The 26,841-nt window shown below is 70.9% G+C and carries 2 protein-coding genes; both read left to right on the plus strand.

Translation table 11 applies throughout. The features are described from left to right. The first annotated feature begins 80 nt into the window (after nucleotides 1–80). Nucleotides 81–26,144: a non-ribosomal peptide synthetase gene (locus HCA44_RS05195; protein ID WP_206037750.1), complete on the plus strand. Its 26,064-nt coding sequence runs from the start codon at nucleotides 81–83 to the stop codon at nucleotides 26,142–26,144. Then, a complete protein-coding gene (locus HCA44_RS05200) occupies nucleotides 26,128–26,781 on the plus strand; it encodes a GNAT family N-acetyltransferase (protein WP_169647470.1) in 654 nt (217 codons plus the stop codon). Before HCA44_RS05195 ends, HCA44_RS05200 begins: the two co-directional genes overlap by 17 nt. Nucleotides 26,782–26,841 lie beyond the last annotated feature (60 nt).

Here is a 26,841-nt window from a genome sequence, read left to right on the forward strand (position 1 = left end):
CGTGGCAACCGATCTGGAGGGCCGTGTCCGCAGTGTCTCCTGACGCCCAGAGCAGTGGGCGGAGCACGACGGACATGCCGATGCGCACGCCCCGCACGTCGTCGGACCTGCTCGCCGACCCGGACACGCGCGTGTTCCCGCTGTCGACCGCCCAGCGCGGCATGTGGTTCGCGCAGCAACTCGCGGGCGACACGCCGCTGACGATCGCGCAGTACGTCGACATCGAATCTCCGAACGGCAGTGGCAATCTCGACCCTGCCCGGCTGTCCGACGCCGGCGTCGCCGCCTCCCGGGAGTTCGGCTCCCCGTACCTGCGCATCGTGATGGTAGACGGCGAGCCGCACCAGGCGATCGACGAGACGCAGGACATCTCGATGCCGGTGCTCGACTTCCGCGAACACGACGACCCACCCGCAGCCGCGTTGGCCTGGATGCGCGCGGAGTACGCGAGACCCGTCGATCTGCTGCGGGATTCGCTCGTGCTGTCCGCGATCCTCCGGGTGGGTGAGCGGCGCTGGTTCTGGTACACCAGGATCCACCACATCGCGCTCGACGGATTCGGTGCGATGGGTCTCACGACACGCACTGCCGAGCGCTACGACGCCGCCACCTCCGGTACCGAACCTGCAGCTGCGAAGCTCCGCGATCTCGTCGAGATCTACGAGGACGATATCGCATACCGCGCGAGCACCCGCTTCGAGACGGACGCCGAGTACTGGCGCGAGCGTGTCGCGGACCTTCCGCAGGCGCCGCGGCTCGCGGGCAGGGAGGCACAGGTCGAGGCCCACGCCACCGTGTCCTCCGGTGCGCTGTCGGAAACCGCGACCGATCTGCTCGCGCAGTCGGGCGGTGACGGCATGTCGGCGACCACGGCGCCGAACGTGCTCGCTGCGTTCGCCACGTTCATGGCGCTCATGACCGCGACGGACGATGTGGTGCTCGGTCTGCCCGTCTCCGCGCGCACGACGGCGCCGCTGCGCCGCTCGGGTGGCATGGTGTCGAATGTCGTCCCGCTGCGCGTGCGCCTGGAGCCCGGCACGACGATCGGCGAGCTCACCCGCGCGGTGCAACTCGAGCTGACCGGCGCATTGCGCCGTCAGCGCTACCGCCACGAGGACATGCGGCGCGACATCGGCTCGTCGTCGGAGCAGCGGGGCTTCTTCGGCCCGTCCACGAACATCATGATGTTCCACGGGCGTATCTCGTTCGGCGACGCGTCCGGTCGCCTGGTCGTGCTGTCGACCGGTCCGGTCGAGGACCTGTCCGTCAACGTGTACCCGGGCCGCGTGGGCAACTCGATCGACATCGACTTCGAGGGCAACCCACATCTGTATCCGCAGGAAGTCCTGGACGCGCACCACGCGCGGTTCGTGCGCTTCGTCGAGCGGTTCCTGCGCTCGGGCGCCGACGAACCCGTCCTCGGCCTCCCGCTCCTGAGTGACGACGAACTCGCCCGGTACGCCCCTGCGCGTGGGGCGGCGCAGCAGCAGCCGTCGCTCCTTCCCACGCTCATGGCGGACGCCGCGCGGCGCGCACCCGACCGGGTCGCGCTCGTCGAGGGCGAGCGCACGCTCACCTACCGCGAACTCGATGCCCGCTCGAACCGGCTCGCCCGCACGCTCGTCGCGGAGGGCGTCGGCGTCGGCGACATCGTCCCGCTCCTTGCCGGACGGTCGATCGAATCGGTGCTCGGGGTGTGGGCGGTCGCCAAGAGCGGCGCGGCATTCCTCCCGATCGACCCGCGATTGCCCGCCGAGCGTATCGAGCACATGCTCGCCGACTCCGCGCCCGCGGTGGGGCTGTACGCGGGCCCGCAACAGCGGCTGCTCGACGACCTCCGTTCGCGCCTGCGGTGGCTGTCGCTCGACGGCGGCACCTGGGTCGACGACGCCTGGATCGACGACGACGGCCCACTGACAGAGAACGAGCGTCGTGGTCGCCTCACGGTCGATCATCCCGCGTACGTCATCTACACGTCGGGCACCACGGGTCTGCCGAAGGGTGTCGTCGTACCGCACCGTGGGCTGCGTGATTTCGTGACCCAGCACTGCGAACAGGTCGGGGCGCGACAAGGCTGGCGGACCCTGCACTTCTCGTCGCCGAGCTTCGACGCGTCGATCGGCGACTACACGTTGATGCTCGGTGCGAGCGCCACGATGGTCGTCGTCCCCACCAGCGTGTACGGCGGCGACGAGCTCACCGATCTGCTGCGCCGCGAACGCATCGCGTACGCATTCGTGACGCCCGCCGCGCTGTCGTCGCTCGACGAGCGCGACCTGCCCGACCTCGAGACGATCGCGGTGGGTGGCGAGGCGAGTTCGCCCGAGCTGGTCGCGCGATGGGCGCCGGGCCGGCGGATGGTGAACTCGTACGGGCCCACCGAGGCGACCGTGATCGCGACCGAGGCGGAACTCGCGGCCGGGCACGGTGTTCCGATCGGCAGGCCGGTCCGTGGCACGCACGTCGTCGTGCTCGACGAGCACCTGCGGCCGGTGCCACCCGGCGCCGACGGCGAGTTGTACATCGGCGGTGCGGGTGTCGCGCTCGGCTACCACGCTCGCCGCGCGCTCACCTCCGAGCGGTTCGTCCCCGACCCGTACGGCCCGCCGGGCAGCCGCATGTACCGCACGGGCGATGTGGTCCGCTGGAACATCGACGGGGAGCTCGACTACCTGGGCCGCACCGACTTCCAGGTCAAGGTGCGTGGTTTCCGCATCGAACTGGGCGAGATCGACGCGGTGATCGGCGCACACGACGACCTCGACTACGTCGCGACACTCGGCTACACCGATCCCGTGACGGGCATCGAAAGCCTCGTCGCGTACGTGTACCCGCACGCGGGTTCCGTGGTCGAGCCCGCCGAGATCGCCGACTACGCCGCGCGTTTCCTGCCGAGGTACATGGTGCCCTCCGCGATCACGGTGCTGGCGACGGTTCCCCTCACCAGTACGGGCAAGCTCGACCGCGCGGCCCTGCCGCCACCGGTGTTCCTGTCCGAGCGGCACGAGTACCGCGCGCCGGTCACACACACCGAGGAGATCGTCGCCGAGACGTTCGCGGACGTGCTCGGCCTCGAACGCGCGGGCCTCGACGACGGCTTCTTCGACCTCGGCGGGAACTCGCTCGTCGCGACGCGAGTGGTGTCTCGCCTGAGCAGTCGGCTCGGTCTGTCGCTCGGTGTGCGTGAACTGTTCGAGGCGCCCACCGTCGGCGAGTTCGCGGCCCGTATCGACACCGCAGGGCTGGGTGCCGACCGGGCGCCGCTCGTGGCCCGCGCGAGGCCCGAGGTCGTCCCGCTCTCCCTCGCGCAACAGCGGCTGTGGTTCCTCAATCGCTTCGACGCCGACTCGGCCGCGTACAACCTGCCGTTCGCGGTCGACATGCGCGGCGACGTCGATCCTTCCGCCCTGGACGACGCCCTGCACGATGTCGTCGAACGCCACGAGGCGCTGCGTACGGTGTTCCCCGACTCGGTCGACGGGCCGCGCCAGCACATCGTCGCCGTCGACGCCGCGGCACCCGTGCTCGAGCCCGTCGACCTCGCGGACGACGAATGCGCCGCACAGCTGCGCGCGTTCGCGTCGCGGGGTTTCGATCTCACGCGCGACGTCCCGCTGCGGGCGCGGCTGCTGCGTACCGCTCCGGACCGATACGTGCTCGCGATCGTGGTGCACCACATCGCCGCCGACGGATGGTCGATGGGCCCGCTCGCACGCGACGTCATGGCCGCCTACGCCGCACGCTCCGCCGGGACGGTGCCGGACTGGGCACCGCTCCCGGTCCAGTACGCCGACTACGCGCTGTGGCAGCGCGACGCGCTCGGCGACGACGCCGACGAGAACTCGGCCGCTGCACGGCAACTCGCGTTCTGGCGCGACGAATTGGCAGATCTCGCCCCCGAGCTGCCCCTGCCGCTCGACCGCCCCCGGCCGGCCGACCAGAGCTTCCGCGCCGGCCGCGTCGGCTTCACCATCCCGGAGTCGACATACGAGCGGATCCGGACCCTCGCCGCCGACCGCCAGGTGAGCGAATTCATGGTGCTGCACGCCGCCCTCGCGGTGCTCCTCGCACGCCACGGGGCAGGCGACGACATCGTCGTCGGCACTCCCGTCGCGGGCCGCGGCGACGCGGCGCTCGACGACCTGGTGGGAATGTTCGTCAACACGATCGTGCTGCGCACCCGGATCGACGCGTCCGCGACCTTCCACGACGTGCTCGCGCACACCCGCGACCGTGACCTGGCAGCACTCGACCACGCCGACATCCCGTTCGAGCGTCTCGTCGACGAACTGCAACCGGAACGACTCCCCGGCAGGCACCCACTGTTCCAGGTGATGTTCTCGATGGAGAACCTCGCCGACAGTGAGTTCTCGCTCGCGGGCCTCGACGTCGCGACGTACGAGATCGACCCGGGCCTCGTCAAATTCGATCTGCAGCTGACCGTCCCGAATCCGGCCGGCGGGCAGGAGCCCGGTGGGCGACCGGGATCGCGACCGCGAGACGCGTACTTCACATTCGCGGAAGACCTGTTCGACCGCGACACCGTCGTCGGCTTCGCGGACCGCTACCTCGCGATACTGGACGCCGTCACCGCCGAGGGCGCCGCCCTCGCGATCGGCGATGTCGACCTGCTCACCGAGCGCGAGCGTGCGCAGCTCGCGCCGGTCGCGGGCCCGCCCGCTGCGCCGGTGCGCACACTTCCCGAACTTCTCACGCATGCAGTCGATCTCGACCCGTCCGCACCCGCCGTACGGTACGAGGACGAGCGTCTCGACTACCGCACCCTCGACACCCGCGCGCGGCGACTCGCGCAGGTGTTGCGGTCCGCAGGTGCACGCCCGGACACGGTCGTCGTCGTCGGCTTGCCCCGGTCGATCGACTCGGTGACGAGCGTGTGGGCGGCCGCCTACACGGGGGCGGCGTTCCTCCCCGTCGACCCCGACTATCCATCCGAGCGCATCGAGCACATGGTGCGCGACTCCGGGGCCGTCACGGGCGTGACGTGGTCGACGCTCCGGCCCGGACTGCCGGATGCACTCGACTGGATCGAGATCGACACACGCGCCGACGAGTTCGACGACGCGGCCGCCTGCGGCGACCTCCCCGCGCCGACCGTGCCCCTGCCCGACCACCCGGCCTATCTCACCTACACGTCGGGCTCGACGGGCGTGCCGAAGGGTGTCGTGGTGACCCACCGCGGGCTGTCGGGATTCGCCGACGAGCAGCGCGACCGGTATGCGCTCTCGGCGTCGTCGCGACCACTGCACGTCGCCTCGCCCAGCTTCGACGCCTCGGTGCTCGACGTGTTGTTCGCGGTCTCCGCGGGATCCGAGCTGGTGATCGCGCCGCCGTCGGTGTACGCCGACGAGCCGTTGCGTGCGCTGCTCGCACGCCAACGAGTCACCCATGCATTCCTCACGCCGTCGGTACTGGCGACGATCGACCCGGCGGGACTCGACGACCTCGCGGTCGTCGTGGCCGGCGGTGAGTCGAGCCCGCCCGCGCTCGTCGCGCAGTGGGCGCCCGGCCGTGCGCTGTACAACGGGTACGGGCCCACCGAGACGACGATCATGACGAACATCTCGGAGCCGCTGCGGCCGGGCGCACCCGTCACGATCGGCGGGCCGATCCGGGGCATGACGGCAACGATCCTCGACGCGCGAATGCACCCGGTCCCGCGCGGCGTGGCGGGCGAGTTGTACCTCGCGGGGCCCGGGCTCGCCCGGGGCTACCATCGCAAGCCAGGCCTCACGTCCGAACGGTTCGTCGCGAATCCGTACGGCACCCCCGGCGAACGGCTCTATCGCACAGGCGACCTCGCGCGATGGACCGGCGATCTCGACGTGGAGTACCTCGGACGCGCCGACACGCAGGTCAAGCTGCACGGCCAGCGCGTCGAGCTCGGTGAGATCGAGGCCGCCCTGACCCGAAGCGAGTCCGTCGCGTCGGCGGTCGCCCTGATCCGCACCGACGACGCGGGCGACGATCGTGTCGCGGCGTACGTCGTCCCCACGGCAGCAGCCGATCTCGACGGTACGGAGCTTGCCGCCTTCGTCGGCGAGTTCCTTCCACGGCACATGGTGCCGTCCGCATTCGTCGTGCTGCAGGCGCTGCCGCTCACTCGCAACGGCAAGCTCGACCACCGCGCGCTGCCCGAGCCGGTCTTCGCCGCCGCCCGCAGCTTCGTGCCACCGGGCACGGCGCTCGAGCGCGCGATCGCGAAGGTCTTCGAGGAGGTGCTGGGCCGCTCGCCGGTCGGTCTGCACGACCACTTCTTCGACCTCGGCGGCAACTCCCTCGTCGCGACCAAAGTCGTCGCGCGGATCGGCGCGGCTCTGGACGTCGACCTCGGGGTACGCGCGCTGTTCGACGCGCCCACCGTCGGAGAGCTCGCGGACCACCTCGCGGAGACTGCAACGCTGGGCGGCCGGAGCACGCTCACGCCGCGGGCACGCCCCGACGAGATCCCGCTGTCGCTCGCGCAACAGCGCATGTGGTTCGTCAACCAGTACGACACGACCTCGGCCGCCTACAACATCGCCTTCGGCGTCCGGCTCACCGGCGCACTCGACGTCGACGCGCTGCGGCACGCACTCGCGGACGTCGTGGCTCGGCACGAGACTCTGCGCACCGTCTATCCGGTCCCCACCGCACCGGGCGCCGAACCCGCTCAGGTCGTCCACCCGGCAGTGCAGGAACACGTGGCGCTGCCCGTCGTGCCGGTGGCAGGCGCCGAGGAGGCGACCACGCGAATCACCGCCCTCGCGACAGCGGGTTTCGACGTCTCCGCCGACGTCCCGCTGCGCACCGCGCTGTACCGGGTGGCACCCGACGAACACGTCCTCGCCGTCGCGCTGCACCACATCGCGGGCGACGGCATGTCGATGGCGCCCCTCGCGCGCGACGTCATGACCGCCTACGCCGCGCGGTCGACCGGGACGACGCCGCTGTGGCAGGAACTGCCGGTGCAGTACGCCGACTACGCGCTGTGGCAACGCGACACGCTCGGCAGCGAGGACGACGACGACAGCGAGATCGCCGCACAGTTGCGGTACTGGAGCGACACTCTCGCAGGTGTTCCCGACCGCATCGACCTGCCGTTCGACCGGCCCCGCACCGCGCGCTCGACGCGCGGTGGCACCGCCCCGCTCACGCTGCCCGCGGAAACCCATCGCGCGCTCGCCGCGCTCGCCCGGCGCGAGGACGCGACGCTGTTCATGGTCGTGCACGCGGCCTTCGCGGCTCTGCTCGCGCGACTGTCCGGCAGCGCCGACATCACGATCGGCACGCCCACCGCGGGGCGCGGCGACGCGGCGCTCGACGACGTCGTCGGCATGTTCGTCAACACGCTCGTGCTGCGCACCGCGATCGAGCCGGGTGCGAGTTTCCGAGACCTGGTGACACACGCCCGCGAACGCGATCTCGGGGCGTTCGCGCACGCCGACGTCCCGTTCGAGCGGGTCGTCGACAGAGTCGGGGCGCCCCGAGAAGTCGACAGCACCCCGCTGTTCCAGGTGATGCTGTCGTTCCAGAATCTGGATCCGGTCACCCTCGAGCTGCCCGGCCTGAGTGTCGAGCAGATCGACATCGACACGGGCACCGCGCAATTCGACCTCACGCTCACGCTCACCGAGCATCACGACGTCGACGGCTCGCCGGGTGAGCTGACCGGTGTCCTCGAGTACGCAGCCGACCTGTTCGACGAGTCGACGGCGCACGCGATCGTCCGCCGATTCACCCGGCTGATCGATGCCGTCGTCGCGGACCCCGACGCCGCCGTCGGCGACGTCGACGTGCTCGAACCGCACGAGCGGCAGGTCCTCGACGGTGGCACCACGTACGTCGACATTCCGGCCACGACTCTCGGCGACTTCGCGACCCGGCAGGTCACGCGTACGCCGCACGCGCGTGCGCTCGCGTTCGAGGACTTGTCGTGGACCTACGCCGAACTCGGCGACCGCGTCAACCGGCTCGCGCGCTACCTCGTGTCGCGCGGCGTCGGCCCGGAAACGGTCGTCGCGGTCGCACTCGACCGCACCCCCGACATGGTGTTCTCCGCGCTCGCCGTGCTGCAGGCGGGCGGAGCCTACCTTCCGCTCGATCCGTCCGATCCGGCCGAACGCCGTGAGTACGTGCTGGACACGGCATCTCCCACGCTCGTGCTCACTTCGACCGAGCATCTCTCGGACGTGCACTTCGAGGCCGTCGGGTCCGGTGGTGCGGCGCCCGATGCTGCGGTCGTCGCGGTCGACGAACTGGATCTGCGCGGGTGGCCGGGGCACCCGCTCACCGATGGCGATCGCACCGCGCCGGTCCGCCCGTCGAACACTGCCTACCTGATCTTCACGTCGGGCTCGACCGGACGGCCCAAGGGTGTCGCGGTCACCCACGCCGCTGTCGTCGGCCAGATGCAGTGGATGGGCGAGCACTACGACATGGGCGAACACGACGCCGTGCTGCAGAAGGCCCCGTTCACCTTCGACGTGTCGGTGTGGGAGATCTTCGTACCACTCGGAGTCGGTGCGACCCTTGTGCTCGCGAAGCCGGGCGGGCACCGCGATCCCGCGTACCTCGCAGAGGTCATGCACGCCGAGAACGTCACGCTCACCGGCTTCGTGCCGTCGATGCTAGGCGCGATGACGGTCGACCCCGATCTCGACTTGCCGCCGACGCTGCGGCACGTGTTCGCGGGTGGGGAAGCGCTGTCCGCCGAGACCGCCGAACGATTCCGCAACGTGACAACGGCACGCCTGCACAATCTGTACGGCCCCACCGAGACCGCGATCACGGCGACCTTCCACGAATGCACGCCGGACGAGGAGGCGATCGTCCCGATCGGCGAAACCGTCTGGAACACACCTGGGTACGTGCTCGACGAGCGCCTGCACCCGGTGCCCGACGGCGTCACGGGCGAGCTGTACCTCGGCGGCCCGCAGGTCGCACGAGGCTACGTCGCCCGGCCCGCACTGACGTCGGGGCGGTTCGTGCCCGACCCCTTCGGCGCGCCGGGCGCCCGGATGTACCGCACGGGCGATGTCGTACGGCCGCGTCGCACCCCGCACGGGACACGCGAATTCGAGTACATCGGCCGCAGTGACTTCCAGGTCAAGATTCGCGGCCTGCGGATCGAGACCGGCGAGATCGAAGCCGTCCTCGCGGGCCGCGCCGAGGTCGCGCAGGCCGCCGTCGTCGCGCGCGACGACGGGCCGGGAGCGCAGTACCTCGCGGCGTACGTCGTGCCCGCGCCGGGCGCGCACGTGAGCACCGAGGCGCTGCGGAGCGTCGCGGCCGAGCGCCTGCCGGAGTACATGGTGCCCACCGCGATCGCGGTGCTGGATCGGCTGCCACTGACCACGATCGGCAAGCTCGACCGCGCGGCGCTGCCTGTTCCGGAGGCGCAGGCAGCCGTCCGCTCGCGGCCGCCGGCGACCGAGACGGAACGTGCCGTGGCGGCGCTCTTCGCGCAGGTGCTGGGGCTCGATGCGGTCGGTGCCGACGAGTCGTTCTTCGCCCTGGGCGGCGACAGCATCGTATCGATCCAACTCGTCGCCCGGGCGAAGTCGGCCGGCCTGCGGCTCACTCCGCGCGAGGTGTTCGAGCATCGCACGGTGGCTGCGCTCGCGCGACTGCTCGAGGCCCGCGACGGCACCGACACGCCGCCGACTCTCGACGAACTGCCCGGTGGCGGGGTCGGCGACGTCGTTCCGGCCCCGATCGTGCACGAGTTGCTGCGCCGCGGCGGAGTCGACCGGTTCGCGCAGTCGCTGCTGCTCGTGCTGCCCGACGACCTCGCGGTCGCCGACCTCACCGCGGCCCTGCAGCTCGTGATCGACACGCACGACGCGCTGCGGCTGCGGCTCGAGGCGGACACCGGCACGGACGAGGTTCGCATGGACGTGCGCCGACGCGGCACCGTGCGGGCCGAGGAGCTCGTGCGCGTCGTCGTGGCCGACGCCGGTCCCGGCGAACCCGGCTATCCGGCCGAGCGTGAAACACACGACGCGACAGTGCGACTCGATCCGTCCGCCGGAACAATGGTGCAGGCCGTCGTGATCGACGCGCCGCACGCCGGTGCGCGGCGTCTGTTGCTCACCGTGCATCATCTCGCGGTCGACGGCGTGTCGTGGCGCATCCTCGTTCCCGACCTCGCGGCTGCGGCCGCGGCGATCGGCGCGGGCGTCGCGCCGTCGCTGCAACCGGTCGGCACGTCGCTGCGGCGCTGGACCCATGCGCTCGCCGACGCCGGTGTCGCCGCCCCGAGCGCTGCCGTCGACTACTGGGCGGACGTGCTCGGCACCGACGCCCCCGCGCTCGGCTCGCGCCCGCTCGACCCCACGATCGACACCGTCGCGACCACCGGCACGGTCGAGATCGACGTACCGGCCGACGTCACCGCGATGCTGCTCGCCGAGCTCCCCGACGTGTACCGCACGGGCGTCGACACGGGTCTGCTCACCGCGCTCGCGCTCGCGCTCGCGGCGTGGCATGCGGATCGCGCCGTCGACGCCCCGACCGGGGTGCTGACCCTCGAAGGGCACGGGCGCGAAGAGGACTACGTGCCCGGAGCCGACCTCTCGCGCACGGTCGGCTGGTTCACCACCGTGCACCCGGTGCGCACCGACCTCGCGGGCGTGGACCTCGCCGACGCGCTTGCAGGTGGCCCCCATGCCGGTCGCGCCGTTCGGTCGATCAAGGAATCGCTCGCCGAGATCGACTTCCACGGCATCGAATTCGGCGTTCTGCGCGATCTCGTCCACCGGATCGACGTGCGCGGGCGGCGCCCTGAAATCAGCTTCAACTATCTCGGCCGACTGTCCGCGGGCGAGTTCGAGGCAGGCACCGACTGGACCCCCGACCAGTCGGTCGTACTGCCCACGGGCGAGGACCCGGACATGGCGGTGGCCGCCGTCGTCGACGTCAACGCGGTCACCGTCGACTCGGCGGACGGGCCGGTGTTGCGCACGCGATTCACCTTCGCGAGCGGCATCGTCGACCGCAATGCGGCGTCCGCGCTCGCCGGGCACTGGGCCACCGCGCTGCGTGCCCTCGCCGCGCATGCGGTGGGGCCCGATGCGGGCGGTCTCACACCGTCCGACGTGGACCTGGTGCCGGTCACCCAGCGCGAACTCGACGCGTGGACACGCACGCACCCAGCGTTGACGGATGTGTGGTCGCTGTCTCCGTTGCAGCGTGGCCTGCTGTTCCACGCACAGATCGCCGATCCCGGCGCCGACGTCTACACCGTGCAGTTGACGTTGGAGTTGCGCGGCCGCGTCGACGCCGAGCGGCTGCGCCGCGCGGCAGGCGTGCTGATCGGCCGGCACGCGAACCTGCGCACCGGATACACCGTCACCGAAGACGGCGAGCCGGTCGCGCTCGTACACGGTGACATCGAATTGCCATGGCGCACGGTCTCGATCGAGCGCACCAGCGACGCCACCTGGTTGCAGGTACTCGGCGACGAGGTGGCGCGCGAGCGCCGCGACGGCTTCGACATGAGCACACCCCCGCTCGTGCGTTTCCTGCTCGTGCATGCGGGCGGAGACGACTACCGGCTCGTCGTCACCAACCATCACATCCTGCTCGACGGGTGGTCGACGCCCCTGCTCGTGCGCGAACTCCTCGTCCTCTACGCGACCGACGGCGACGCGTCGCAGCTCCCGCACGTGCCGGGCTTCGACGAGTACCTGCGCTGGATCGCCCGGCAGGACGAGCAGCCGACGATCGACGCGTGGCGCCGGGTGCTGGACGGCGTCGACGAGCCGACACTCGTGGCGGCGCCCGGTGAGTACGCAGGCGTCACCTCCGAACGGATGGACGTGCGATTCGACGAGGACACCACCGCGCGCCTCGTGACGCTCACCCGGGAACTGGGCGTGACCGTCAACACCGTCGTCCAGGTCGCGTGGGCGGCCGCGCTGTCACTCGTCACCGGACGTCGCGACGTGGTGTTCGGTGCGACGGTGTCCGGAAGGCCGCCGCAGATCGAAGGCATCGAGTCGATGCTCGGCCTGTTCATCAACACCCTGCCGGTCAGGGTCGTGCTCTCGCCCGGCGAAACCCTCGCGGCGCTGGCGACGCGTGTGCAGTCCGAGCAGACCGCACTGCTCGATCACCACTACGTCGGCCTGGGAGAGATCCAGCAGGCCACGGGGCACGGCGTCGTGTTCGACACCATCACGGTGTTCGAGTCGTTTCCGGTGAACTACGAGGGCATGGACCGCGAGGGCGTCGACTCGTCGACCGACATCGCGGGGATGCACGTCGCGGACGTGCACGGCGAGGACGCGACGCACTACCCGATGTCGCTCAACATCACGCTCGACGAGCGACTCGAACTCCAGCTGCGCTATCTGCCCGCCGCCGTCGACCCGATGACCGCGCTCTCGGCCGGCGCGGTCGTGTCGCGCGTGCTCCGCACACTGCTCGCCGACCCGGAGCGGGAACTCGGCCGGGTCGATCTGCTCGACGACAGCGAACGCGCGCTCGTCGCCGGCGCCAACGCCACGACAGCCGACGTCCCCGACACGACGCTGCCGGACATGTTCCACGCTCAGGTCGAGCGCACGCCGGATGCGACGGCCCTCGCGTTCGAGGGCGAGTCGCTCACGTACCGCGAGTTCGCCGACCGGGTAACGGCTCTCGCGGCGGTGCTCGCCGAGCGCGGTGTGGGGCCCGAGTCGATCGTCGGCATCGCGCTTCCGCGCTCGCTCGACATGATGATCGCGATCTACGCGGTCCTCGAAGCGGGTGGCGCGTACCTCCCGATCGACCTCGACCACCCGGCCGAACGCATCGCCTACGTCCTCGACACCGCCGAGCCCGTGTGCGTCCTCACCGGCCCGGCCCGTCACCCGGACACTGCCGTCGCATTCGAGACCGGCGGGCGCGCGGTGCCCCTGGTCGACATCTCCGCACTCGACCTCACCCCGTCCGACGTCGCCCGTGGCGCGGGTTCCACGACACCACGAGCGCGCCCGTCGAACACGGCGTACGTGATTTTCACGTCGGGGTCGACGGGTCGGCCGAAGGGTGTTGCGGTCTCGCACGGGGCGATCGTGAATCGTCTGGTGTGGATGCAGGCGGAGTACGGGTTGACCGGTGAGGACGTCGTGGTGCAGAAGACGCCGGTGACGTTCGATGTGTCGGTGTGGGAGTTGTTCTGGCCGTTGCAGGTGGGTGCGTCGTTGGTGGTGGCGCGTCCGGACGGTCATCGGGATCCGGTGTATCTGGCGGGGTTGTTCGCGGAGCGCGGTGTGACGGTGGTGCATTTCGTGCCGTCGATGCTGGCGGCCTTCGTCGCCGAACCCGCGGCGGCGACGTGCTCGTCGCTGCGCACCGTCTTCGCGTCGGGCGAGGCGTTGCCTGCCCGCACGGCACGCGAGCTCGTGCGGCTGACGGGTGCCCGGCTGCACAATCTGTACGGGCCCACCGAAGCCGCCGTCGACGTCTCGTACCACGAGGTCACCGAAAGCGACACGGCTGCATCCGATGCCGAGACGGTGCCGATCGGACGTCCGGTGTGGAACACCGGGCTGCATGTACTCGACGCACTGCTGCGACCCGTGCCCCGCGGCGTCGCGGGTGAGCTGTACTTGTCCGGCGTCCAGCTCGCACGCGGCTATGTCGCGCGCGGTGCGCTCACCGCCGAGCGCTTCGTCGCCGACCCCGGCGGTTCCGGCGAACGGATGTACCGCACAGGTGATCTCGTCCGCCGCCGCGCCGACGGAAGCCTCGACTACCTGGGTCGCACCGACTTCCAGGTCAAGCTCCGCGGGCTGCGCATCGAACTCGGCGAGATCGAAGCCGCACTCCGGCGCGAGCCCGGTGTCGAGTCGGCGGTCGCGATCGTCCGTGAGGACGTTCCGGGCAACCAGCAACTCGTCGCCTACGTCGTTCCCGGCGACGCACACACCCACGACGGCGCAGCGCTGACCCGCGCGCTGTCGGACACCCTGCCCGCGTACATGGTTCCCGACGCAATCGTCGAACTGGGCGCGCTGCCCCTCGGGTCGTCGGGCAAGCTCGATCGGCGCGCACTGCCCGCGCCCGAGTACACCCCGCGCGAGTACCGCGCGCCGCGCACACCCACCGAACGGGTGGTGGCCGACGTGTTCGCCGACGTCCTCGGCCTCGCCGATGCCGGTACCGAGTCCGCTGCAGTGGGATCGGACGACGACTTCTTCGCACTCGGTGGCAACTCGCTCACCGCGACACGGGTCGCGGCGCGTGTCGCAGCGCGGCTCGGTGGCCGAGTGACCGTGCGCGACGTGTTCGAGGCGCCCGTCGTCGAAGCGCTCGCGGCGCGAGTCGCCGACGCCGAATCGTCGACACTGCCCCCGCTCGAGGCGGGCCCACGGCCGGACCGTATTCCGTTGTCGCCCGCGCAGTCCCGCATGTGGTTCGTCAACCAGTACGACCCGTCGTCGGCGGCATACAACCTGCCCGCCGCCTTCGAGATGACCGGCGTGCTCGACCGGGAGGCGCTACGCGCCGCGCTCGCCGACGTCGTCGGGCGGCACGAGACGTTGCGCACGACCTACCCGAACAGTGTCGACGGGCCGTACCAGGAGATCGCCGATCCCGGCCGTACCGAGCTCGATTTCGAGACCGCGCGCGTCGCGGCCGCCGATATTCCGGGCATGCTCGTCGACCTCGCGTCCCGCGGATTCGACGTCTCCGTCGAGCGTCCGCTTCGCGTGCGTCTCCTCGACGACGCCGACGACCCCGAGCGTCATGTGGTGCTGCTCGTCGCGCATCACATCTGCGCCGACGGCGCATCCATCGCCCCGCTCGCGCGCGACCTCATGACGGCGTACGCGGCCCGAACGCACGGCGCCGCACCCGGCTGGGAGCCGCTGCCGGTCCAGTACGCGGACTTCGCGCTGTGGCAGCGCGATCTCCTCGGATCGGACTCCGATCCGGAGTCGGTGGCCGCTCGGCAACTCTCGTTCTGGACCGACCGCCTCGCCGGGGCACCTCAGCAGCTCGACCTGCCCGCCGACCGGCCGCGGCCGAAGCAGCGGTCGATGCGCGGTGCGCGCACGTCGTTCACACGCGGCGCCGATGTCCGGGAGGCCGTCACACGCGTCGCGCGAGAGTGCGGCACCACCGAATTCATGGTGGTGCACGCGGCTTTCGCAGTCCTGCTCGCGCGGTTGTCCGCGACCGACGACATCTCGATCGGCACCCCGGTCGCGGGCCGCGGCGACGCCCAGCTCGACGACGTCGTCGGCATGTTCGTCAACACGCTCGTGCTCCGTACGCCCGTCGAATCGGGTGCGAGCTTCCGCGACCTCCTCGGCGACGTGCGGAGACTGGACGCGGAAGCGTTCGCGCACGCCGACGTGCCGTTCGAGCGGCTCGTGGACGTCCTGGAGCCGGAGCGCTCGACGGCGCGGTCGCCGCTGTTCCAGGTCATGCTCACGTTCCAGAACTTCGAGTCGCACGAGGTGGCGCTTCCCGGGATCACCGTCGCCGAGCTCGAATCGGATCTCGCCGTCGCGCAGTTCGACCTGCAACTCACGCTCGTAGGCGAGACCGGCACGTTCACGTACGCGACCGACCTGTTCGACGACGACACGGTCGCACAGTTCGCGCGCCGCTTCGTCGCGCTGCTGGGCGCGGCCACGGACGCACCCGACACGGCGGTCGGCGACCTGGACTGGCTGACGACCGGAGCCGGCGAGGCCGGCGACCGAGTCCTCGACGTGAGCCTCGGCGGCCGTCACGAGGTGCCCGCCGCGACGCTGCCGGAGCTGACCGCGGCACAGATCGCGCGGACGCCCGACGCGGTCGCCGTCGTCTTCGAGCGAGAAGCGCTGACATATCGCGAGTTCGGTGAACGGGTGAACCGGCTCGCACGGCGGCTGCTGGACGAGGGCGTCGGGCCCGAGACCACGGTCGCGGTGGCGATGCCGCGCTCGCTCGACCTGCTCGTCGCGATCCACGCCGTCGTGGCCGCGGGCGGTGCATACGTGCCGCTCGATCCGGACTATCCGGCCGAGCGGGTCGAGTACATCCTCGGCATCGCAACGCCGGTGTGCGTGCTCACCTCCGGTGCGCCGGTTCGGCTGCCTTCGGGCACCCACAGCCTCGATCTGCGCGCACTCGATCTCACCGATGTCGACGGTGCACCGGTGCGGGCCGGTGAGCGGGCGGCGCCGCTCCGTCCGTCGAACACGGCGTACGTGATTTTCACGTCGGGGTCGACGGGTCGGCCGAAGGGGGTTGCGGTCTCGCACGGGGCGATCGTGAATCGTCTGGTGTGGATGCAGGCGGAGTACGGGTTGACCGGTGAGGACGTCGTGGCGCAGAAGACGCCGGTGACGTTCGATGTGTCGGTGTGGGAGTTGTTCTGGCCGTTGCAGGTGGGTGCGTCGTTGGTGGTGGCGCGTCCGGACGGTCATCGGGATCCGGTGTATCTGGCGGGGTTGTTCGCGGAGCGCGGTGTGACGGTGGTGCATTTCGTGCCGTCGATGCTGGCGGCCTTCCTCGCGACCGCTCCGGCCGGGCAGTGCCGGTCGCTCACCCACGTCTTCTGCAGCGGTGAAGCGCTGCCTGCCGAAACAGCCGCGCGTATGCGGCAGTTCGTGCCGGACACCCGGGTACACAATCTGTACGGGCCCACCGAAGCCGCCGTCGACGTGTCGTACCACGAGGTCGTGGATGCGGACTCCGCGAGCGTGCCGATCGGCCGCCCGGTGTGGAACACCGGGCTGCACGTGCTCGACGACCGGCTGCATCCGGTGCCCCCGGGTGTGCCGGGCGAGCTGTACCTGTCCGGTGCACAACTCGCGCAGTCGTACCTGGGCCGTCCGGACCTGACTGCCGACCGGTTCGTCGCCGATCCCGCGGGCAGTGGTGAACGGATGTACCGCACAGGCGATCTCGTACGTCGGCGCGCGGACGGTGAGGTGGAGTATCTGGGCCGCACCGACTTCCAGGTCAAGCTCCGTGGTCTGCGTATCGAACTGGGCGAGGTCGAGTCCGCGATGCTGCGCCGCCCCGACGTCGGAGCCGCCGTCGCGCTGGTGCGTGAAGACCACCCCGGCGACCAGCAACTGGTCGGATACGTGGTGCCGTCGGGGGCCGCAGTGGATGTGGACGCCGTCCGCGCCGCCGCGGCGGCGCTGCTGCCGGGATACATGGTGCCCGCGCACATCGTCGTTCTCGATCGACTCCCGCTCGGCGGCACCGGCAAGCTCGACCGCACCGCGCTGCCTGCGCCCGAGATCGGCGACGCGCGTGCTCCTTTCCGTGCACCGGGCACCGACGTCGAGCGCGCCGTCGCCGCCGTGTTCGAGGAGATCACCGGCGCGCGGCGGGTCGGACGCGACGACGACTTCTTCGGGCTCGGCGGAAACTCGCTGTCCGCGACGAGGGTCGTCGCGCGGGTGAGCGATGCGTGCGGTGCCACGGTCGGAGTGCGGGACCTGTTCGACGCACCGGTCCTGTCCGACTTCGCGGCACGGGTCGAGCAGTCGAGGACGCGGCGCGCGAACCTTCCCGTTCTCGGCGCGATCCCGCGCCCGGCACACGTTCCGCTGTCTCCGGCGCAGTCGCGGATGTGGTTCGTCAACCAGTACGACACGTCCTCGGCCGCATACAACATCCCGCTCGCGTTCCGGCTCACCGGCACGCTCGACGTCCCCGCTCTGCAGGACGCGGTCGTCGACGTCCTCTCTCGGCACGAGACGCTGCGCACGATGTACCCCGAAGGCGACGACGGGCCGTACCAGGCCGTCGTGTCGGCCGCCCAGGTCGGTGCCGATCTGACGCCGATGTCGATTCCGGCCGGTGAGGTCGTCGCCCAGGTGTCGGCGGTCGCGGCACAGGGATTCGACGTCGCCGCCGACGTGCCGGTGCGCATCCGGGTGTTCGAGACCGGGCCCGGCGAGTACGTGTTCGTGCTCGTCGCGCACCACATCGCGGCCGACGGTGCGTCGATGGCCCCGCTCGCGCGGGACGTCGTGGCGGCGTACGCGGCGCGGACGCACGGCCGCGCGCCGGACTGGGCGCCGCTTGCCGTGCAGTACGCCGACTACGCGCTGTGGCAACGCGCCGTGCTGGGTGACGAGGATGATCCCGAGTCCGCGTCGTACCGGCAGATCGCGTTCTGGCGCGATGCCCTCGCGGGCGCGCCGGACCGTCTCGACCTCCCCACCGACCGGCCGCGGCCGCAGTCCCGTTCGCTGCGGGGACGCTCGGTGCCGTTCACGATCGACGCGGAGGTGCACGGGAGCATCGACGCCCTCGCACGGTCGCGGTCGATCACCCCGTTCATGGTGGTGCACGCCGCGCTCGTCGCGACACTGTCACGATTGTCCGGCAGCGAGGACGTGACGATCGGTACGCCCGTCGCGGGTCGTGGCCAGGCCGGCCTCGACGACGTCGTCGGCATGTTCGTCAATACGGTCGTGCTGCGCACCGAGCTGGCGGCGGACAGCACATTCGACGACCTGTTGCGTACCGTACGCGAGGGTGACCTCGATGCGTTCGCGCACACCGACGTCCCGTTCGAACGGCTGGTCGACGCGCTCGATCCACCGCGGTCGACGGCGCACTCGCCGCTGTTCCAGGTGCTGCTCGCGTTGCAGAACGTCGAGCGGGCCCGCTTCGCGCTGCCCGACCTGACCGTCGACGGCATCGAAGCCGACGCCGGCACCGCCCAATTCGACCTGCAGTTCATCCTCCAGGACTCGTACGACGACGGCACTCCAGCGGGAATGGACGCGACGCTCACCTTCGCGACCGACCTGTTCGAGTATTCGAGCGCGCAGCGCATCGTCGGCCGGTTCCAGCGGATTCTGGACGCACTCGTCGAGAACCCGGCCACCCGGGTCGCCGAGGTCGACATCCTCGACCCGGCCGAGCGTGGTGTCCTCACATCGATCCGCGGTGGCGACTCGGTCGGCCCCCGACTGGCGCCGGAGATCCTCGCGGCGGCCGCGGCGGACGATCCGGACCGGACCGCGGTGGTTCTGGGGGAGCGCTCGCTCAGCTATCGGGAGCTGGACGAGACGTCGAACCGCTGGGCACGGGCACTGCTCGACGCGGGCGTGGAAGCGGACACGTATGTCGCACTCGCGCTTCCACGTTCACTCGAGTCAGTGGTGGCGGCGTGGGCCGTCGTCAAGGCGGGCGGGGCGTTCCTCCCGGTCGATCCGCACTACCCGGCCGAACGCATCGCCCACATGCTCACCGACTCGGGTGCCGCGGTCGGCATCACGACGCCGGAGTTCCGAGACGCCCTGCCGCGGGGGCCACGCTGGTTCGCGCTCGATCTCGCAGATCCGCCCGCATTCCCGGGAACACCGGTCACCGACACCGACCGGGTACGGCCGCTGCACACCGATCACCTCGCGTACGCGATCTACACGTCGGGCTCGACGGGCAGGCCCAAGGGCGTCGCCGTGTCGCATCGGGGGCTGGCCGACCTCGTCGCCGAGCAGCGCGAGCGCTTCCGCCTCACGTCCGACGCCCGCGTGCTGCACGTCGCGTCCCCGAGCTTCGACGCGTCGATCTTCGAGTGGCTCATGGCATTCGGATCATCGGGCACCCTCGTGGTCGCCCCGCCCGAGGTGTACGGCGGCGACGAACTCGCCGAACTGATGCGCACGCACCGCGTGAGCCACGCGATCATCACCCCCGCAGTCCTCGCGTCGCTCGATCCGAGCGGGCTGGACGCGCTGCGGGTGCTCGTCACGGCAGGCGACGCGTGCCCGCCCGATCTCGTCGGGCGGTGGATCGGTCCCGACAGCAGACGCGTGATGCTCAACGCGTACGGGCCGTCCGAGGCGACGATCATGTCGACCTGCAGCACACCGATGACTCCCGGCAAGCCCGTCAACATCGGTACGCCCACCACAGGTTTCGGCACCCTCGTCCTCGACCGACGGCTGCAGCCGGTTCCCACGGGCGTCGCGGGCGAGCTGTACGTGCGGGGTCCGGGCGTCGCGCGCGGCTACCATCATCGGTTCGGTCTCACCGCGACCAAGTTCGTCGCCGACCCGTACGACGCGGGTCGGCGGATGTACCGCACGGGTGATCTCGTGCGGTGGAACGAGAACCACACTCTCGAGTTCGTCGGCCGGGCCGACCACCAGGTCAAGGTGCGCGGTCTGCGTATCGAGACCGGCGAGGTCGAGCAGGTGCTCACGCAGCATCCGGGCGTCGAGTCCGCCACGGTGCTCGTGCGGGGGCAGCATTCCGCAGGCGGGCGCGGCGCCTACCTGGCCGCGTACCTGGTCGCGACGGACGGCGCCACGCTCGACACCGGCGATCTCGAACGGCATGTGGCGGCGCAGGTGCCCGACTACATGGTCCCGTCGGCATTCGTCGTGATCGACGCGCTTCCGCTCACGCCCGCAGGCAAACTCGACCGCAACGCCCTGCCGGAACCGGCGCGCGACGAGCGGGACGAGCCGTCCCGCGTACCCGCAGGCGAACTCGAGGAGCGGCTCGCGGCGCTGTTCGCCGACGTGCTCGGGCTCGACTCGGTGGGCGCCGAGGAGTCGTTCTTCGCGCTCGGCGGCGACAGCATCGTGTCCATCCAACTCGTCTCACGTGCGAAGGCCGCGGGCATCGTGTTCAGCGCGCGCGACGTGTTCGAGCGCAAGACCGTCGCGGGCCTGGCACGCGTCGCACAGACCGACATCGCGGGCGCCGCCGCGCGCCTCGACGAACTCGACGGTGGCGGCATCGGGGATCTGCCCGCGACGCCCGTCATGCGGTGGCTGCTCGACAACCGCAGCGACACGGACGGATTCGCGCAGTCGGCGCTGCTCGTCGCGCCGGCCGAGGCAACCGGTCCCGCGCTCGTCCAGGTGATCGGCGCGGTGATCGATCACCACGACATGCTCCGGGCGACACTGCACCGCGGCCCGGAGCCGCAGCTGGAGGTGGCCCGGCCGGGCTCGGTCGACGCGGCGTCGTTGCTGCATCGCGTCGAGACCGACGCGGTGCCCGGCACACCGGAGTTCGCGGACGTGGTGCGGCTGGAACTGGCCGCTGCCGCAGCACGTCTCGACCCCGGGACGGGAACGATGGCGCAGTTCGTGTGGTTCGACCCCGCCGCGAACGACCGGCACGGGCGACTGCTCGTCGTGATCCACCACTTCGCCGTCGACGGCGTGTCGTGGCGCATCCTCGTTCCCGACCTCGCGACCACATGGGAGCAGGTCCACTCGGGCAACGACGTCACGCTCGCACCCGTCGGCACGTCCTTTCGGCGATGGGCGCACGCGCTGGCCGACAGCGCGGACGGCAGGCGGGGAGAGCTCGACGTGTGGCGGGAGATCGCTCGCGGCGACGACCCCGTCCTCGGGCGCCGCCGCCTCGATCCCACCGCGGACACGTTCGCACGCTCCGGCCGCATCGACGTCGAACTGGACACGGACGTGAGCGACGCACTGCTCACCGCGGTTCCCGCGTCCGTCCGGGCCGGCGTCGACACCGGGCTGCTCACCGCGCTCGCACTCGCGGTCGCGCGTTACCGGGACGAGCGCGGCGAGTCGGCGTCCGGCGCGTACGTCCACCTCGAGGGCCACGGCCGCGAGGAGGCAGCGGCCCCCGGTGCGGACCTGTCCCGCACCGTCGGCTGGTTCACGAGCCTGTTCCCGGCGCGGCTCGACGTGGCCGGGCTCGACCTTCCCGACGCGTTCGCGGGCGGCCCGGCGGCGGCAGGCGCGCTCAAGACCGTCAAGGAACAACTGTTGGCGATCCCCGACCGCGGCATCGGATACGGCATCCTGCGGCACCTGTCGGAGGCCGGACGTGATGCGCTCGCAGGCGAGCCCGACCCGCAGCTCAGCTTCAACTACCTGGGCCGCGTGTCCGGAGGCGAACACGGCGAGACCGCGTGGCTGCCCGACTCGGCGTCGGGCGACTTCGGTGGACATCACGACGACGCGATGACGCTGGGTGCGGTCGTCGAGATCAACTCGGTCATGGTCGACACACCCACCGGCCCGCGACTGCGCACGACGTGGACGTATGCGGCGGACGCCATCGGCCACGGCGACGTCCGACGGCTCGCCGACCTGTGGACGGAGGCGCTGACGGCGCTCGCCGAGCGCGCCGACGACGTGCCGGGAGCGGGCCTCACGCCGTCGGACCTGGACCTGCTCGCCGGGCGGCGAGCGGCAGCGCTCACGCAGGAACGCATCGCGCACCTCGAACGCCGGTATCTCGGACTCGCCGACATCTGGCCGCTCGCACCGTTGCAGGCCGGCCTGCATTTCCACGCGTCGCTCTCGGGTGCGACGGCAGCGGCACACGACACGGGAGTGGACGCGTACACCGTCCAGATCGTGCTCGACGTGTCCGGCGACATCGATGCCGAGCGCCTGCGCCGCGCGGGCGAAGCGCTGCTCGCCCGGCACGCCAACCTGCGCACCGCGTTCCCGCGTACCGGCGGCGAGCCCGTGCAGGTCGTGCTCGAGCACGTCGACCTGCCGTGGACCGAAATCGATCTCACCGCACTCGATCCCCGGGATCTGGACAGCGAGATCGCCGAACTCCTCGCCGACGACCGTGCCGCCGGATTCGACATGGCGACGCCGCCGCTGATCCGGATGACGTTGCTCCGCACCGCACCCGACGCGTCGCTCATCGTGTTCACGAACCATCACATCCTGCTCGACGGCTGGTCGACGCCGCTGTTGATTCGCGAGCTGCTCGTCGGCTACGCCTCCGACTGCGCGCCCGGCATCCTGCCGCCGGTGCGGCCCTACCGCCGGTTCCTCGAATGGCTCGCGGACCAGGACCGTGGCGCCTCGCGCGATGCGTGGCGGCGCGAACTGGCGGATCTCGACGAGCCGACGCTCGTCGCCCCGGGCCACGCAGCCTCCGCCGCGACGACACAGAACCCCCGCAGACGGGAGCTGTCGCTCGACGCCTCGCTCACCGAGGAACTGGACCGGCTCTCCCGCAGGCTCGGTGTCACTCTCAACACCGTCGTCCAGGTCGCCTGGGCGCTCGTGCTCGGCGCACACACCGGCCGTGAGGACGTCGTATTCGGTGCGACGGTGTCGGGCCGTCCGCCGCAGGTCGAGGACATCGAGACGATGGTCGGCTTGTTCATCAACACGCTGCCGGTCCGTGTCGACCTCCGGCCGGAAGACACCCTCGCGGATGTATTGACGCGCGTGCAGGAACACCAGACCGCGCTGCTCGATCACCACTATCTCGGGCTGCCGGACATCTGGTCGGCTGCGGGACTCGCCGAGATTGCCGGAACCACAGGTGTGTTCGACACGATCACGGTGTTCGAGTCGTACCCGATCGACCAGGACGGACTCAGCGACGACACCGACCTGGCCGGCATGCGGGTGCGGCGGGTGCAGGGAATCGACTCGACCCACTATCCGGTCTCGCTCGTCGCGTCGCGCAACGACCGGCTGCACATGCGGCTCGACGTACTGCCCGACGTGGTGCCCGCACGCACGGCCGACGCGATGATCGACCGGCTCGGCCGGGCCCTCACGGCCTTCGCCGAGGATGCCTCGGTCCGTATCGCGGCGCTCGACCTGCTCGCCGGCGACGAACGAGCACGGTTCGTGCCGGTCCGTGGACGCGCGCCACTCCCCGAACGCACGCTCGCCGAGGTGCTCACCGGTGCTGTCGTCGACCGGACGCGCACTGCCGTCGTCGCAGGGGATCGGCACGTCGGCTACGGCGAGCTGGACGACGCGTCGAGCCGCCTCGCCCGCGTCCTGCGCGGCGCCGGAGTGGGCCCCGACGTCCTCGTCGCGGTCGCACTCACCCGCTCGGTCGAGTCGGTCGTGAGCCTCTGGGCCGTCGCGAAGGCCGGCGGTGTGTTCATGCCGGTCGACCCGAACTATCCAGCGGAGCGGATCGACGCGATGGTGGCGGATTCGGGAGTGGCGATCGGGCTGACGTCCGCCGACATCGTCGACCGACTGCCTTCCTCGGTCGACTGGATCCTGCCGGGGGCGCACGAGAGCGACCGGGACCTCGACGACGCGGCGACCGACGTGGGCGGCCCGCCGGTGACGCCCGAGCACCTCGCGTACGTCATCTACACGTCCGGCTCGACCGGCAGGCCCAAGGGCGTCATGGTGCCGCACCGCGGGCTCGCGAACCTCGTCGACACCGAACGGCGTGCGTTCGACGTCACCGCGGACGCGCGTGTGCTGCACTTCGCGTCTCCGAGCTTCGACGCGTCGCTCTTCGAGATGTTCATGGCGGTCTCGGGTTCGGCCACTCTCGTGATCGCCCCGCCGACCGTGTACGGCGGCCGGGAACTCGAAGAGCTGGTCCGCAGGCACGGCGTCACCCACGCATTCCTGACACCGTCGACCCTGGCGTCGACCGATGCGGACGCGCTCGGTGACCTGCGCGTCGTGGTCGTCGGCGGCGAGGCGTGCCCGCCGGACCTCGTGGAACGGTTCACGCACGCCGGGCGCACGCTGATCAACGGATACGGCCCGTCCGAGGGCACGATCTGCGACACGATGTCGGAACCGATGGTGCCCGGTGCGCCCGTCACGATCGGATCCGCCACGCGCGGTGTCGAACTCGTCGTCCTCGATCGCGCGCTGCGTCCCGTCGTGCCCGGTGTGGTGGGGGAGCTGTACCTCGCCGGTCCGGTGCTCGCCCGCGGTTACGCAGGCAGGCCCGATCTGACCGCGGAGCGTTTCGTCGCCGACCCCACGACGCCGGGAGCCCGCATGTACCGCACGGGTGACCTCGTGCGCTGGGTCGACCGATCCGACGGCGAGCCGGAACTGGAATACGTGGGCCGCAGCGACTTCCAGATCAAGGTGCGCGGCTTCCGTATCGAGCTCGGCGAGATCGACGCGGTGCTCGCCCGGCACCCGGCTGTCGACTTCGCGTCGACGCACGGGCGCCGCACCCCGTCCGGCGACACCGCGCTCGTCGCATACGTGCACCTCGCCGAGGGCGCCGAAACCACCGCTCCCGGCACCGGAACCACCGAGGACCAGTTGACGCGGCACGCCGCGGCCGCATTGCCCGCGTACATGGTGCCGGACGCCGTCGTCGTGCTCGACACGATTCCGCTCACCTCGGCGGGCAAGCTCGATCGTCGGGCGCTCCCGGAACCGGATCTCGCGCAGCGCAAGGAGTACGTCGCGCCGCGCACGGACACCGAGCGCGTGGTCGCCGCGGCATTCGCGCGTGTGCTGGGAGTCGACCTCGTCGGTGTCGAGGACGGCTTCTTCGAACTCGGCGGCAACTCGCTCAGCGCCACGACTCTCGTCGGCGGGCTCACCGAGGAACTCGGTGTCGATCTTCCGATGCAGGCGATCTTCACCGCACCCTCCGTCGCGGCACTCGCCGCGCGGATCGACGGCGACGGCGGTGCCACGCAGACCCACGGCCTCGACGTCGTGCTGCCGTTGCGCACCGAAGGGCGGAGTGCCCCGCTGTTCTGCGTGCACTCGGTCGTCGGCGTCGCGTGGTCCTACGCGGGCCTGCTGCCGTACCTCGACGCCGAACGGCCCGTGTACGGACTGCAGTTGCCGACGTTGTCGGGTGGTGCGGAGCCGTCGTCGATCACCGAACTCGCGGCGCGCTATGTCGCCGAGATCCGCGCGATCCAGCCACGGGGCCCGTACCACCTGCTCGGCTGGTCGCTCGGCGGTGTGCTCGCCCACGAGATCGCGGTGCAACTCGAGGCGGCAGGCGACGAAGTCGCGCACGTGAGCATGCTCGACAGCTACGCGCGCCGCGACCTCGCGGCGGAGGCGAAGGCACCCACGACCCTCACCGACGTCCTCGGCTCGGTCGCCGATGTGCGGGGTGCGTCGTTCGAGGAGGTCGCCGCCGAACTCGACGCGCTCGGCCTCGCGTCGCGCGAGACGACCGAGCGCATCGCCCGCGCCTTCCGTACGACGCCCGATCTCCTCGACGCGCACCGGCCAGGAGTGCTCCGCGGCGACCTCGTGTTCTTCACCGCGACCGCGCACGGGCCGGACCGGCCCGATCCCGCATTGTCGTGGAAGCCGTTCGTGGACGGCCGGATCCATCGCTATCCGGTCGACGCGACACATTGGCAGATGACCTCGGCGCACGTGCTGGGCACCGTGGTCCCTGTCCTCGAGCGGCATCTGTCGCCGACCACCGGAAAAGGGACGAGACATGCACGTCGAACGTGAGGTGCCCCCACTCGGCGGAGTAGGAGACGGCGACCGCGAGGTCGCCCTCACCGAATGGACGCTCACGATGCGCGCCCGCGCCAGACACGATCCCGCGCCGCCGCATCCGGGTCTGCGCGTCGAGCGTGCCCGCGTGCCGTCGTACGAGCTCAGTCATGCCCTCTACAGCGCGGTCGGGGTCACGGTGTGCTGGACCGACCGTCGCACGTGGGACTACGACGCATGGCACGAGTGGGTGGCCGACCCGCGGCTCGAACTGTGGATCGCGACCGTCGACGGCACACCCGCAGGCTTCTGCGAGCTGCTCGGCCACGACGACGCGGCCGTCGAGATCGTGTTGTTCGGACTCATCCCGACGTTCCGCGGTGTCGGCGTCGGCGGTCCGTTCCTGTCGGCGTGCATCGAGGCCGCGTGGCGCTACGACCGCACGCTGCCCGGCCGCGACCTCCCGGGCGACACGTCGCGCGTGTTCCTCGTGACGTCGACCCTCGACCATCCGCACGCGCTGAAGAACTATCTCGCACGCGGATTCGAGCTCGAACACTCGGAGAAGTGGGACAAGCGGGTGCCCGATCCCCGCGTCTCGGTCCTCGACCTGCCGTTCGACCCGCGCGACGACGCGCGCCGCGGGCTCTGACGCTGCCGCCGGGCCGCCGTCTTCGTGGACGGGATGCCTCGTCTCCGGATTCGGGGATGA

It is taken from the genome of Rhodococcus sp. HNM0569 (genome assembly GCF_012726205.1).
Lineage (GTDB): Bacteria > Actinomycetota > Actinomycetes > Mycobacteriales > Mycobacteriaceae > Rhodococcus_F.

What these genes read in the sequence shown, in the direction of transcription:
- HCA44_RS05195 (WP_206037750.1), top strand. Translation starts at nt 81, where the DNA reads ATGCGCACGCCCCGCACGTCGTCGGACCTGCTCGCCGACCCGGACACG.
- HCA44_RS05200 (WP_169647470.1), top strand. Translation starts at nt 26,128, where the DNA reads ATGCACGTCGAACGTGAGGTGCCCCCACTCGGCGGAGTAGGAGACGGC.